This is a genomic window from Shinella sp. M31 (assembly GCF_049199205.1).
In the GTDB taxonomy this organism is placed as follows: Bacteria; Pseudomonadota; Alphaproteobacteria; order Rhizobiales; family Rhizobiaceae; genus Shinella.
In genome coordinates, this window is the sequence record NZ_JBLZPH010000160.1 from 1 (window position 1) to 12,663 (window position 12,663).

The following is a 12,663-nucleotide window of genomic DNA, read 5'->3' on the forward strand; positions in this document are numbered from 1 at the left end:
TTGCGAGGTTCTGGAGATCGAGCCGGGCAAGGTGCTGACCTATCGCTGGGACCACCCGCACGAGGATCCGGCCTTCGATCTCCGCAGCGTCGTCAGCTTCACGCTGACGCCGACGGCGACGGGCACCCTGTTGCGCATGGAGCAGACGGGCTTCCGCCCGGAACAGAAACAGGCCTTCGGCGGCGCACGCCACGGCTGGCAGGAGAACTTCAACAGTCTCGAACGGGTTCTGGCCGGGCTGGAACAGGAGGAAGCGCCATGAACTGGAACATCCTGATCCGCCAGAGCCACCGCTGGATTTCAATTCTCTTCACACTCGCCGTGCTGGTCAACATCGCGGCGATGACTGGAGGCCAGCCGCCGATCTGGATCGGCCTGCTGGCGCTCTTTCCGCTGATCCTTTTGCTGGTGAGCGGTCTCTATCTCTTCGCCCTGCCCTATATTGCCCGTGCGCGACGCGGCTAGGAGGCAGGGATGAGCGACAAACCGGTGCTGTTGTCCGGCGGCAACCCGCAGATTGCGAAGGGCGATGGCGATGGGCCGGTGCAGGCCTATATCGCCGCCATGCCCGGCTGGAAGAGCGATGTCGGCCGCCGGCTGGACGCGCTGGTCGAAAAGACCGTGCCCGGTGTGGCCAAGGCGGTGAAATGGAACTCGCCCTTCTATGGCAAGGCGGGCGATGGCTGGTTTCTCAGCTATCACTGTTTTGCAAAATATATAAAGCTGACCTTCTTTCGCGGCACCGCGCTCGATCCGGTGCCGCCGGTCGCCTCGAAAACCGCGCAAACGCGCTATTTTCATATTCGCGAAGGCGAAGACCTCGATGAAGCGCTGCTTGCCAGCTGGATCCGGCAGGCAGCGTCCCTTCCGGGCGAACGCCTCTGACACGGGATGAGACCATGAGCACGACTGAAACCGAATCCCCGTCGACGCTTATCGACAAGCGCATAACCGACCTCGCCGACTGGCGCGGCGCCATGCTGGCGCGGCTGCGGGCGCTGATAAAGCAGGCCGATCCCGAGGTGACCGAGGAATGGAAATGGCGCGGCGTGCCGGTCTGGGAGCATGACGGCATCCTCTGCACTGGCGAGACCTACAAGACCGTGGTGAAGATGACCTTCGCCAAGGGCGCGTCGCTCGACGATCCCGCCGGCCTCTTCAACTCCAGCCTCGAGGGCAACACGCGCCGCGCCATCGATTTCCCGGAAGGGGCTGACATCGACGAAGACGCGCTCAAGGCATTGATCCGTGCCGCCGTCGCCCTGAATCAGGCCTCCCGCGCCAAGAAGAAGAAGTAGATATAGGCGACTTTAGCGGTTAGCGACGTCTGCAAAATGCCTGATTTGCCTTGGAGAACGCGGGGCTGCGTCGGATTGCGTGGTATCAATCCGGCGAAATACGCTCTAGACTTGCCGAAACGGTTGAAATCGCGCGCCGCATTCTGCATTTGACAGGCTAGCGCGGTGACGAACCGTAACGCCGTACCGGGTTCCGCGAGGGAGCTTCGGCACGCGCGCGAGAAGACGAGGCCTGAGAGTGACACAGACGCCAGCCACCCCCCTGCTCGACAAGGTGCGCATCCCCGCGGACCTGAAGGGCGTCGACGATCGCGACCTGCCGCAGCTCGCCAGCGAGCTGCGCGCGGAAATGATCGACGCCGTCTCGCGCACGGGCGGCCATCTCGGCGCCGGGCTTGGCGTGGTGGAACTGACCATCGCCATCCACAAGGTCTTCAACACGCCCGACGACCGGCTGATCTTCGACGTCGGTCATCAATGTTATCCGCACAAGATCCTGACCGGCCGGCGCGACCGTATCCGGACGCTCCGCCAGGAAGACGGCCTGTCCGGCTTCACCCGACGCGCGGAAAGCGAATACGACCCCTTCGGCGCCGCCCATTCCTCGACCTCGATTTCCGCCGGCCTCGGCATGGCGGTCGCCGCCGACCTTTCCGGCAAGAACCGCAATGTCATCGCTGTCATCGGCGATGGCGCGCTGTCGGCCGGCATGGCCTATGAGGCGCTGAACAATGCCGGTGCGCTCGATGCGCGCCTCATCGTCATTCTCAACGACAACGACATGTCGATTGCGCCGCCGACCGGCGCGATGAGCGCCTATCTGGCGCGTCTCGCCTCCGGCCGCACCTATATGGGCTTCCGCGATCTCGGCAAGAAGCTGACGGCCTATCTCGGCAAGAAGGTCGACCGGGCGATCACCCGCGCCGTCGAGCATGCGCGCGGCTACGTGACCGGCGGCACGCTGTTCGAGGAGATGGGTTTTTATCATATCGGCCCGATCGATGGTCATTCCTTCGAGCACCTGCTGCCCGTGCTGCGCAATGTGCGCGACAATTCCAAGGGCCCGGTGCTGATTCATGTCGTGACGCAGAAGGGCAAGGGTTATCCGCCGGCCGAAGCCGCCGCCGACAAGTATCACGGCGTCAACACCTTCGACGTCATCACCGGCACGCAGGCCAAGGCCAAGCCGAATGCCCCGAGCTATACCGCCGTCTTCGGCGAGGCACTGGTGCAGGAAGCCGGCTTCGACGACAAGATCGTCGGCGTCACCGCCGCCATGCCCAACGGCACCGGCATCGACAAGCTCGCGGCCGCCTATCCGATGCGCACCTTCGACGTGGGCATTGCCGAACAGCACGCCGTGACCTTCGCCGCCGGCCTCGCCGCTGAGGGTTACAAGCCGTTCTGCGCGCTCTATTCCACCTTCCTGCAGCGCGGTTACGACCAGGTGGTGCACGATGTCGCCATCCAGGGCCTGCCGGTGCGCTTCCCCATCGACCGCGCCGGTTTCGTCGGCGCCGACGGGCCGACCCATGCCGGCTCCTTCGACACGACCTATCTCGCGACGCTGCCCGGTTTCGTGGTGATGGCCGCCGCCGACGAGGCGGAGCTGAAACATATGGTGCGCACCGCCGCCAGCTATGACGCCGGCCCGATCTCCTTCCGCTATCCGCGCGGCGAAGGTGTTGGCGTCGATATGCCGGCGCGCGGCGAAATCCTTCAAATCGGCAAGGGCCGCGTCGTCAAGCAGGGATCGAAGGTCGCGCTCTTGTCCTTCGGTACCCGCCTTGCGGATTGCCTGCTGGCCGCCGAGGACCTCGACGCGTCGGGCCTTTCCACGACGGTCGCCGATGCGCGCTTCGCCAAGCCGCTCGACCATGATCTTATCCGCCAGCTTGCCCGCCACCACGAAGTGCTGATCACCATCGAGGAAGGCGCGGTCGGCGGCTTCGGCAGCCATGTGCTGCAATTCCTCGCTATGGAAGGCCTGCTGGATCACGGGCTGAAGGTCCGCCCGCTGGTGCTGCCGGACATCTGGATGGAGCAGGCCAAGCCGGAGGCGATGTATGCCAAGGCGGGGCTCGACCGCGCCGGCATCGTTTCGACGGTGTTCAAAGCGCTCGGCCAGAAGGCCGTCGGCGTGGGTGCGGCGGGCTGATCAGCCCCTCATCCGGCCTGTCGGCCACCTTCTCCCCGCAAGCGGGGCGAAGGAACATGCCGCACCGTTTCCTTCAATCACAAAGCAAAGCATCGCCCCAGCCTCCTTCTCCCGCTTGCGGGGAGAAGGTGCCGGCAGGCGGATGAGGGGCATACGCGCTTTCGCGCTCCGCATCACTGCGCCCCGCTCGGCTTCAGCAACAAAATATCGATCTCGTTTTCCGGCGTGAAATCCTTCGCCTTCATCTCGAAGGTCGTCGGCCCGGTCTTCTTCACGCCCTCGCCGCAGAAGCTCACGAGGTTTTCCGCAGCGCCCTTGTCGATGGTCAGCGAGAAGTCCTTGATCGGACCGCCCCAATTGGCGCCGGTCGAGAGGATGTAGGAAATCCAGGCCTCGAAAAGATAAGGTTTTCCCGCCTGCATGTCCTTTTCCGCCTGCTGGGCGCGGCGCACGATGTTGTCCTCGATGCAGTAGCGCTTAACGTAATCCTGATAGCGCTCGCCCTTCGGCTGGCCGTCCTCCAGGAAGGAGATGCCCACCGTGCCGCCGACGCTCGTCTTGTAGCGGTGCTGCACCGTGACCTCCTTGCCCGCCGGGAAGGTTGTGCGCCACCAATAGACCGACTTCAGCGACCAGAGCGGCGTGCGATAATCCTTCATGCCCGTGCCGTCGTCGTCATAGGTATCGATGAAGATGAGGCCCCGCGCGATCCAGTCGGCGGCGACGTCGTCGGGCAGGGTCTTCAGCGCCTCCTTGGCGGCCTTGGACATCGGCAGGAGCGGAATGTTTCGGGCTTTGAGGTCTTCCGTCACGTCGATATCGGAGGCATAGGCGCGCTGCTGCAAGGTGACAGCGACCGCCTTGCCATCCTGCGCGGCGGTGAAGCCGAGATAGTTGTCCGTCTCGAAATCGTCGATCGCGATATTGGCATAGGGATCGCCGCCGATATCCGGCATCGGGAAGGCGACGAGGCCGGAGACATCCCTGTCCGAGGTGTTGGTGAAGACGTAATCGACGCGGATTTCGCTCGGCGAGATGAAGAGCGTCTCCTTCGTCATCTCGACCTCCGGCGTGCGCACGAAGGTGAGGCCGCCCGTCTTCAGCTCCGCCATCGTGTCATTGGCAAGGGCCGGCGCGGCCGAAAGCGCGAAAAGAAGCGGCAGGTGGCGCAAAGCGTTTTTCATGAAAATCCCCGATGGTCTGTGGGCGCGATAACAGCCCAAATCGCCCGCGCCCGCAAGCGCGGACGGAGGGGCGTCACGTTTTCTCAACCATCCCGTTTTGCAACCGCGTAACCACATCCCTTGGCCGTTGCGAAACCTCCGGCTGCTAGTGTCCCCGCAACGAAAAGAAAAACCGGACAGGGATTTTCACCATGCGATACGCGCTGCTCGCGGCTCTTGCCGCAACGCTTTGCCATGCCTCCATCGCGGCTGCCGAAGAGCAGCCGGAACACGACCCGGCCATCGAGGCTGCGGCAATCGCCATCCTGCAGAAGAAGCTGCCTGACATCCGTAAGTCGCACGACATTGCGGGTGACCCCGGTCTCGTGAGAGCGGCACGCGGCGAGATGAAGCCGCAGGGCATTTCCGCAATGGTCGAGTTCGAGACGATCGAGACCTATTCCGGCCGTATCATCTGGCTCTGACCGGCCCTGCCGCAAACAAAACGCCCCGGCATGACCGGGGCGTTTTGCGTTTACGATCGGCCTTCGCTTAGAATTCCGTCCATTCCTGCTTAAGCGCGGCATTGCCGTGCGAAGCGAGCGCCGCCGGCCGGGAGGGCATGCGCGCCGCCGTCTCCATCCTGCGATGCACGGCTTTCAGGTCGCGCATGCCGCCCGAAACGCTCGGGAGTACGAAGCGGGAGATCTGATCACGTAGCCGCACCGCCTCATTGGCGAGCGAGGCACTGGCGGCGTTGGTCTCTTCCACCATCGCGGCGTTGCGCTGCGTCACCTGATCCATCTGGTTGACGGCGGTGTTGACCTCCGAGAGGCCGACCGACTGTTCACGGGCCGAAATGGCGATGGCATCCATATGCTGATTGATCGTCGCGACATGCAGGCCGATCGCCTGCAACGAGGCGCCGGTATCCTGCACCAGCCGCACGCCGCCTTCGACCTCGGCGGTGGAGTTGCGGATGAGGTCCTTGATCTCGCGGGCGGCCTGCGCGGAACGTTGCGCCAGTTCCCGAACCTCCTGCGCGACGACGGCAAAACCCTTGCCGGCTTCACCGGCGCGCGCCGCTTCAACGCCGGCATTCAGCGCCAGCAGGTTGGTCTGGAAGGCGATCTCGTCGATGACGCCGATAATGTTGGAAATCTGCCCGGAAGAATGCTCGATGCGCTTCATCGCCTCGATTGCACCGGCGACGATCTCGCCGGATTTCTGGGCGCTGCGGTTGGCTTCGCCCGCAACATTGCGCGCTTCGTCCGCTCGCTTGGTGGAATTGGCGACATTGGCGGTGATCTCGTCGAGCGCGGCGGCGGTTTCCTCCAGTGAGGCGGCTTGCTGCTCCGTGCGCTTGGAAAGATCGTCGGCGCTGACGCTGATCTCGCGCGAGCCATCGTCGATGGAACCGCTCGATTGCGCGACGGCACCGAGCGTCGCACCGAGTTCGGCGACAGCGGAGTTGAGATCGTGGCGCAGCTGCTCGAAATCGGGCGCGAAGGGTTCCGTCAGCTGGAAGCTCAGATCGCCCGAGGCGAGACGGCGCAGACCACCCGCCAGGCCTGCGGTCGCCTGCTGGAGACGGGCCTGCGCGGCCGCTTCCGCCGCTTCCTGGAGATGGATGCGTTCGGCCTCGGCGCGCTTTCGGTTTTCCGCCGCTTCGGCTTCAAGCCGGCGATTGGCGATGGCCGCCTGGCGGAAGACCTCCACAGCGCCGGCCATTTCGCCGATCTCGTCGCGACGCCCGGCATAGGGGATGGTGGAGGCGGTGTCACCGCCGGCCAGAACCGTCATCGCCTTCGTGGTGGCGACGATGGGACGCGCGATCGACCGGCCGATCAAAAGAACCGTCGCAGCGATGGTGGCGATCGCGGCAAGGATCGCGCCAATGGCGACCGAATGAGCGAATTCCAGCGCCTTGACGCTCTCGGCCTCTGCCTCGGCCTTGTCGGCGGCAATACCGGTCGACATCTGGTCGAAGACCGGTTCCACGGCGGCAAAGGCTTCGGATACGCTCTGGCGGGCTGCCGCCTCCGTTCCGGCGATCGCGGCATAGTCCTCGAAAGCCTTGCCGTAGTCATCGAGCGCCTTGAGAATCGTCGCCTGGTTTGCCGCGCCGCCGAACTTTTCGGCCGGTGTCTTGGCGAAGGCGGCGCGCTCTTCGGCGTGCTTGGCGACGTATTTCGCGTCGCGGCGCATGATGAAATCCTTTTCGTGGCGGCGCATCATCAGCATGCTCGCCTGAAGACCCTTGTCGTCGACAGCTTTCAACAGTTCCTCGATGGTGTGCACCGCGGTGCGCATCGCCCCTTCCCGCCCGGACGACGGATCGAGGCCGAATGCGATGCTGGCCTCCGCAAGCGTTGCAAAACTGCGCTGGTAGGCGGCGTAGCCGTCGGAAATCTTCTGCAAATCGGCGCGGGTCGCGGGATTGTCGAGGAGCGTTCCGAGGTTTTCGAGCGACTTTTCAGCCTTTGCCGAAATCTCCTTATGGGCGGCGATGTATTTCTCGTCGCGCCGCAGCAGGAAATCCTTTTCCGCGCGCCGGTTCTGCAGGAATTCGATCTCCAGCCCGCGCAGGGCGTCATCGGCGCTGCGCTGACGCTCCACCTTGGCGCCATACTCCTCGGCGGTGCGACGCTCGACTTCGAAGATACCGACGATGAGAAGTATGCCCGCGACGGCAATCGGCGCCATTAGGCCGATCCGGTGGGACAGACGTAGGGTCATGGATGCTCCTTGCGCCCGTTCCCGACGGGTCGCCATTGCTTAAAACCTTTGGAAGCGCTCCGTTCGCACATGGAGCCAAACGCCGGTCACATCCCGGTTATCCTTAACGAACGGTGATTGTCATAATTTAAGGAAGAATGAATATGACATAGTGTTTCTTGGGGGTCTCGTCCTTCCGGCATGCCCCATATGGGGAGGTTTGACGGCAACGGGGCTTGCCACCCGCGGCGCGAGGCGTCATGAGAGGCAATGTCCCGACCTATCGAAACCATCCGCCTCGACCAGCTCCTGCTGAATGCCGGCCTCGTCGCCAGCCGTTCCCGGGCGCGCGACGCCATTTCGCGCGGTACCGTGCGCGTGAACGGCCGCACCGTCACCAAGCCGAGCTCCACATTTCCCGCCAATGTGAAGATCGAGATCGACGATCCCGCCCAGGCCTATGTCTCGCGCGCCGCGCTGAAGCTGAAGGCCGCGCTCGATGCATTCGGCCTCGACCCGGCCGGGTTCGACTGCCTCGATATCGGCGCCTCGACCGGCGGCTTCACCGATGTGCTGTTGGAACGCGGCGCGAACCACGTCATCGCCGTCGATGTCGGCCATGACCAGTTGCACCCCCGGCTGCGCGACGACGCGCGCATCACCAATTACGAGGGCCTGAATGCCCGCGTTCTCGACGAGGAGCATCTCGAGGACCGCGAGATCGGCGTCGTCGTCTCCGACGTCTCCTTCATTTCGCTGAAGCTCGCCTTGCCCCCGGCGCTCGGCTTTGCCGAACCCGGCGCCTTCTGCGTCCTGCTCGTCAAGCCGCAGTTCGAGGCCGGCCGCGAGGCGATCAGCAAGGCCGGACTGCTGAAGGATCCCGAGAGCGCGCCGGCCGTTGCCGCAGAACTCGAGCGCTGGCTCGTCGAAGACATGGGCTGGCAGAGCCTCGGCCTCATCCCCTCGCCCATTGCCGGCGGTGACGGCAATGTCGAGTACCTGCTCGGAGGCCGCAAGCCATGACGACGGAAACCCTCACCATCGCGCGGCTCGGCAGCGGCGGCGACGGCATTGCGGAAGCGGCCGGCGGCCCGGTCTATGTGCCCTTCACGCTGCCCGGCGAGGTCGTCGCCGTGGCGCGCGTGAAGAACCACGGAACGGTCATGTCGATGTCCGAGGTCTCGCCCGAGCGGGTAACGCCGCCCTGCGTGCATTTCGGGCCTGACGGCAAGAACGGCACCTGCGGCGGCTGCACGCTGCAGCATGCCAGCGACGCGCTCTACCATGACTTCAAGCGCAACCTCGTCGTCCAGGCGTTGAAATCCAAGGGCCTGACGCCCGAGGTCGCGCCGCTGGTCATCGCCCGTCCGGGCGAGCGGCGCCGCGTCGTCTTCACCCTGCGCAGGACGGAAAAGGACATGCTGGTCGGCTTTAACCAGGCCGGCAGCCACCACATCGTCTCCATCGAGCACTGTCCGATTTCCAGCGACGGCATTATCTCGAAACTCGAGGCGATCCGCCGTGTCGCAGCGGCCATCGCGACCTCGGCGGAACCATTTCGCGTCACGGTTCTGGAAACGCTCGGGGGGCTCGACCTCGCCTTCGAAGGCGTCAAGAAGGTCGGCGACCGGGAACGTCGCGCCGTCACCGAGACCGTGCTTGCGCTGCGCGCCGGCATCAACCGCGTCTCCAGCGACGGCGAAATCGTCATCGAGCCGCAGAAGCCGGAAATCGAGTTTTCCGGCGTGCGCGTCTCCCCGCCCGCCGGTGGCTTCACCCAGGCGACGAAACCCGCCGAGGACGCCATGGCCGAGATCGTGCTGACGGCGCTCGGCAAGGCCAAGCGCGTCGCCGACCTCTTCGCCGGTTCCGGCACCTTCGCGCTCCGGATCGCCCGCCAGGCCAAGGTGCACGCCGTCGAGAGCGATGAGAAGGCGCTGAAGGCCCTGGATTTCGCCGCGCGAAACACCCAGGGTCTCAAGCCTGTCACGGTGGAGCGGCGCGACCTGTTCCGCCGCCCGCTGATGACCTCCGAACTCAAGGTCTATGACGTCGTGGTCTTCGACCCGCCGCGTGCGGGTGCAGAAGACCAGTGCAAGGAGCTCGCCCGCTCCGGCGTAAAGACGGTCATCGCCGTCTCCTGCAACCCGATCAGCCTCGCCCGCGACCTCGCCATCCTCACAGCCGCCGGCTACCGCATCCGCCTCGTCACGCCCGTCGACCAGTTCCTGTGGTCGGCGCATGTGGAGGCGGTGGCGGTGCTGGAGAAATAAGCGCAAACAGAAGGCCCGGCATCGCTGCCGGGCCTTCTTCATTGTGGATGCCGGATCAGGCCGCGCGGCGTGGCGACATGGCCGTGTGGGTGGCAGCGCCGTGGCCCAGGCGGAACTGGGCGAGCAGCGCGTTGAGAGCGGCGGCTTCCGAGGCGAGGCCGTGGCTGGCGGCGGTCTGCTCTTCCACCATGGCGGCGTTCTGCTGGGTGCCCTGGTCCATGGTGTTGACAGCCGTGTTGATCTCCTGGAGGCCGGTCGACTGTTCGCGTGCGGCGAGAACGATGGCATTCACATGGCCGTTGATTTCCTGCACTTCGCGCACGATGGCTTCCAGCGCCGCACCCGTCTCGTCGACCAGCGACACGCCGGAGCGGACCTGTTCGCCCGACGTGGTGATCAGCGCCTTGATCTCCTTGGCCGCATTGGCCGAGCGCTGGGCGAGTTCACGCACTTCCTGTGCGACAACCGCAAAGCCCTTGCCTGCTTCGCCGGCGCGCGCCGCTTCCACGCCGGCGTTCAGGGCCAGCAGGTTGGTCTGGAAGGCGATGTCGTCGATCACGCCGATGATGTTGGAGATCTCGTGCGAGGACTTTTCGATGCCCTGCATGGCCGAGACGGCGCGGCGCACGACCTCGCCCGACTTTTCGGCACCGGCGCGGGTGCGCGAAACAAGCGAGCCGACTTCCTCGGCCCGACGGGTCGAGTCCTTCACGGTCGTGGTGATCTCTTCCAGTGCGGCGGCGGTTTCCTCCACCGAGGCGGCCTGCTGTTCTGTGCGCTTGGCGAGATCGTCGGCAGCCGAGCGGATTTCGGTGGCGCCGGCATCGATGGCGCGGGCATTCTGGCCCACGGTCGTCATCGCCGTGTGCAGCTTGGTGACGGAGTGGTTGAAGTCGTCGCGCAGACGATCGAGATGGCCGGCGAAGGGCTTTTCGATACGGTGGGCGAGATCGCCCTCGGCGAGACGGCCGAGACCATCGGCCAACGCGTCGACGGCGTGCTGGATTTCGGCGGCGTCGCGCGCTTTCATGGCCTCGCGCTCACGGCGCTCGCTTTCGGAGAGCACGCGGCCCTCTTCGGCGGCGTTTTCGAGGCGGGTGCGCTCGATGGCATTGTCGCGGAACACGGCGACGGCGGCGGCCATCTGGCCGATCTCGTCCTTGCGCTCCTGGCCGGGGATTTCCGTGCGGACGTCACCGGAGGCGAGCTTCTGCATGGCCGAGGTCATGTCCTTGACCGGGCGCACGACGAGACGCGACAGCACGGTGGCGAGGAAGCCCATCATCAGCACGACGGCGAGGATGGTGGCGATCGTCGCCGCGATGCGGAACTGGTCGATGGCCGAGAATGCCATGCCGCGGTCGATGGTGAAGCCGAGATACCATTCCACCGACGGCAGGCCGGTGACCGGCACGAAGGAGACGAGAACCGGCGCGCCGGCATAGGTCGTCTGCATCACGCCATCGCCGATGGCGGGCGTCTCGTCCGGGAAGGCATCGGCCAGCGTCTTGGTGACGAGCGCCTTGTCCTGATGCACGAGGATTTGGCCGTTCTTGCTGACGAGGAAGGCAAAGCCCTTGCCGCCGAGATCGACGGAATTGACCATGTCGACGAGGGACTTCAGCGAGAAATCGCTGCCGGCGACGCCCAGCACCTTGCCATCCTTCTTGACGGGTGTGGCGGCGCTGATGATCAGCTCATTGGTCGAGGCATCGATATAGGGTTCCGTCAGCACGCTGCCCTTCGCCTTCACCGCATCCTGATACCACGGACGCTGGCGCGGGTCGTAGCCTTCGGGCATGGCCGACTGAGGCCACATTGTGAAGGTGCCGGCCTCGTCGCCGACATAGGTGGTCATGAACTGGCCGACAAGCACGTCGTTCTGCAACACTGCGGTGATACCTGCCGGGTCGGCGGCCTTGCCGGCGGCGTTCGCCGCCGTCTCGGTTAGCATTACGCGGGCATTCAGCCAGTTGGCGATGCTCTGCGCCGCCTGCTTGCCGGAGCTGTCGATGCTCTCTTCGACGGACTTCGTCAGCACGCTGCGCTGCAGGCTGTCGATGTAAAGAGAGAAGCCGGTGAAGGCGGCGATGACGACGAGCGACGCGACGACGAGAATGCGCGTCATGAGATTGGAGCGCTTGGACATGGGGCGCGATGTTCCCTAGGAGGCCCTCGCCGGCGACGGCGGGAGCGCGATGCTGAACGGCATGCCGGGAAGGCGAGGAACGGACGCATCATGCGGCCGCCGGCAAAGAATGCCGGAGAATAGCCGCACACTAGGAAAACGTGTTTAAGGCACTGTTAAAATTGATAGACCACAAATTGCAGATCACCGCCGCGCCATGAAAGCCTCGAAGGCGGCGCGGGCTTCCGGGCTTTTCAGCTGGGCGGCAAAATATCCCGCTTCCTCGTCGATGCGCGCCGCGACGTCCGCCCGATCACCGCGAATGAGGCTGCGGGCGATCGCCAGCGCCTTCGGCGGCTTGGCGGCGAGGCGTTTGGCGGCGGCAAGCGTCTGCTCTTCCACCGCGCCCGGTTCCACCACGGCGTAGACGAGGCCCGCATCGCGCGCGGCGGTGGCGGAAAAGCCGTCGCCGGCAGCAAGCAGCGCGAAGGCGCGCTGGTGGCCCATCAGGCGCGGGGCAAGCAGGCTGGAAGCCGCCTCCGGCACCAAGGCCAGGTCGACGAAGGGCGTGCGGAATTCCGTGCGGATCGAGGCGTAGGTCAGGTCGCAATGCAGGTGGATCGTCGTGCCGATGCCGATCGCCAGGCCATCGACGCCTGAAACGAGCGGCTTGGTATGGGCAGCCAGCGCATGCAGGAAGTCGATCACCTCGCGGCCCATCGTGCCGCCCATGGCGAAGGCCATGAAGTCGTTAAGGTCGTTGCCGGCGGAAAAGCAGCCTTCGGAGCCGAGAAAGACGGTGGCGCGCACGCCCTCGTCCGCGTCCCCCGCCCGTAGCGCATCCGTCATCGCCTGGTACATGGCGCGCGTGAGGGCGTTCTTCTTCTCCACGCGGTTGAGGCGGATCACCTGCACGCCGGGAGCG

General features: G+C 65.0%; 12 protein-coding genes. 8 read left to right on the forward strand and 4 right to left on the reverse strand.

What is annotated here, in order from left to right; all coding sequences use genetic code 11:
* The 5 genes from ACOZKU_RS25805 to dxs all read left to right on the forward strand — a co-directional run.
* Positions 1-262: SRPBCC family protein (locus ACOZKU_RS25805; RefSeq protein ID WP_421581307.1), on the forward strand; the 262-nt coding region annotated here is incomplete at its 5' end.
* Positions 259-465 carry a hypothetical protein gene (locus ACOZKU_RS25810; protein WP_421581308.1) on the forward strand — a complete coding sequence of 69 codons (207 nt, stop codon included), beginning with the start codon at positions 259-261 and terminating at the stop codon, positions 463-465. The genes ACOZKU_RS25805 and ACOZKU_RS25810, both read left to right, overlap by 4 nt.
* 9 nt (positions 466-474) lie before the next feature.
* Positions 475-885 (forward strand): DUF1801 domain-containing protein, encoded by a 411-nt coding sequence (locus ACOZKU_RS25815; RefSeq protein WP_421581309.1) that lies wholly within the window; start codon positions 475-477, stop codon positions 883-885.
* A 14-nt stretch (positions 886-899) separates the two neighbouring features.
* Positions 900-1,298: a DUF1801 domain-containing protein gene (locus ACOZKU_RS25820; protein WP_421581310.1), complete on the forward strand. Its 399-nt coding sequence runs from the start codon at positions 900-902 to the stop codon at positions 1,296-1,298.
* Positions 1,299-1,536: 238 nt separating this feature from the next.
* A complete protein-coding gene (dxs, locus tag ACOZKU_RS25825) occupies positions 1,537-3,456 on the forward strand; it encodes a 1-deoxy-D-xylulose-5-phosphate synthase (RefSeq protein WP_421581311.1) in 1,920 nt (639 codons plus the stop codon).
* A 173-nt stretch (positions 3,457-3,629) separates the two neighbouring features.
* On the opposite strand, the gene ACOZKU_RS25830 is transcribed toward dxs, so the two are convergent.
* Entirely contained in the window at positions 3,630-4,640 is a 1,011-nt protein-coding gene (locus ACOZKU_RS25830; protein ID WP_421581312.1) for a DUF4424 domain-containing protein, read from the reverse strand.
* A gap of 191 nt (positions 4,641-4,831) precedes the next feature.
* Here ACOZKU_RS25830 and ACOZKU_RS25835 point away from each other — a divergent pair, with 191 nt between their 5' ends.
* Positions 4,832-5,104, forward strand: coding sequence for a hypothetical protein (locus tag ACOZKU_RS25835; RefSeq protein WP_314087237.1), 273 nt, complete (start codon positions 4,832-4,834; stop codon positions 5,102-5,104).
* Between the two features lie 67 nt (positions 5,105-5,171).
* Here ACOZKU_RS25835 and ACOZKU_RS25840 read toward each other — a convergent pair whose 3' ends face one another.
* The gene (locus ACOZKU_RS25840) at positions 5,172-7,358 is read right to left on the reverse strand and encodes a methyl-accepting chemotaxis protein (protein ID WP_421581313.1); all 2,187 of its coding nucleotides are present in this window, start codon (positions 7,356-7,358) and stop codon (positions 5,172-5,174) included.
* 249 nt (positions 7,359-7,607) lie between these two features.
* Here ACOZKU_RS25840 and ACOZKU_RS25845 point away from each other — a divergent pair, with 249 nt between their 5' ends.
* Together ACOZKU_RS25845 and ACOZKU_RS25850 are read left to right on the forward strand one after the other, a co-directional pair.
* Positions 7,608-8,360, forward strand: a complete 753-nt coding sequence (locus ACOZKU_RS25845) for a TlyA family RNA methyltransferase (protein WP_421581314.1) — start codon at positions 7,608-7,610, stop codon at positions 8,358-8,360.
* Complete coding sequence (locus tag ACOZKU_RS25850; RefSeq protein WP_421581315.1) at positions 8,357-9,610, forward strand: class I SAM-dependent RNA methyltransferase; 1,254 nt, start codon at positions 8,357-8,359, stop codon at positions 9,608-9,610. Before ACOZKU_RS25845 ends, ACOZKU_RS25850 begins: the two co-directional genes overlap by 4 nt.
* Before the next feature lie 55 nt (positions 9,611-9,665).
* Here ACOZKU_RS25850 and ACOZKU_RS25855 read toward each other — a convergent pair whose 3' ends face one another.
* Both ACOZKU_RS25855 and ACOZKU_RS25860 read right to left on the reverse strand, forming a co-directional pair.
* The gene (locus tag ACOZKU_RS25855) at positions 9,666-11,759 is read right to left on the reverse strand and encodes a methyl-accepting chemotaxis protein (protein WP_421581316.1); all 2,094 of its coding nucleotides are present in this window, start codon (positions 11,757-11,759) and stop codon (positions 9,666-9,668) included.
* A gap of 183 nt (positions 11,760-11,942) precedes the next feature.
* Positions 11,943-12,663 (reverse strand): crotonase/enoyl-CoA hydratase family protein (locus ACOZKU_RS25860; RefSeq protein WP_421581317.1); only part of this gene is annotated, 721 nt, incomplete at its 5' end.

Bases quoted from the DNA above. Each gene is read 5' to 3' on its own strand.
- ACOZKU_RS25855 (WP_421581316.1), bottom strand. From the start codon at position 11,759: ATGTCCAAGCGCTCCAATCTCATGACGCGCATTCTCGTCGTCGCGTCG.
- ACOZKU_RS25835 (WP_314087237.1), top strand. From the start codon at position 4,832: ATGCGATACGCGCTGCTCGCGGCTCTTGCCGCAACGCTTTGCCATGCC.
- ACOZKU_RS25810 (WP_421581308.1), top strand. From the start codon at position 259: ATGAACTGGAACATCCTGATCCGCCAGAGCCACCGCTGGATTTCAATT.
- ACOZKU_RS25845 (WP_421581314.1), top strand. From the start codon at position 7,608: ATGTCCCGACCTATCGAAACCATCCGCCTCGACCAGCTCCTGCTGAAT.
- ACOZKU_RS25820 (WP_421581310.1), top strand. From the start codon at position 900: ATGAGCACGACTGAAACCGAATCCCCGTCGACGCTTATCGACAAGCGC.
- ACOZKU_RS25830 (WP_421581312.1), bottom strand. From the start codon at position 4,640: ATGAAAAACGCTTTGCGCCACCTGCCGCTTCTTTTCGCGCTTTCGGCC.
- ACOZKU_RS25840 (WP_421581313.1), bottom strand. From the start codon at position 7,358: ATGACCCTACGTCTGTCCCACCGGATCGGCCTAATGGCGCCGATTGCC.
- ACOZKU_RS25815 (WP_421581309.1), top strand. From the start codon at position 475: ATGAGCGACAAACCGGTGCTGTTGTCCGGCGGCAACCCGCAGATTGCG.
- ACOZKU_RS25850 (WP_421581315.1), top strand. From the start codon at position 8,357: ATGACGACGGAAACCCTCACCATCGCGCGGCTCGGCAGCGGCGGCGAC.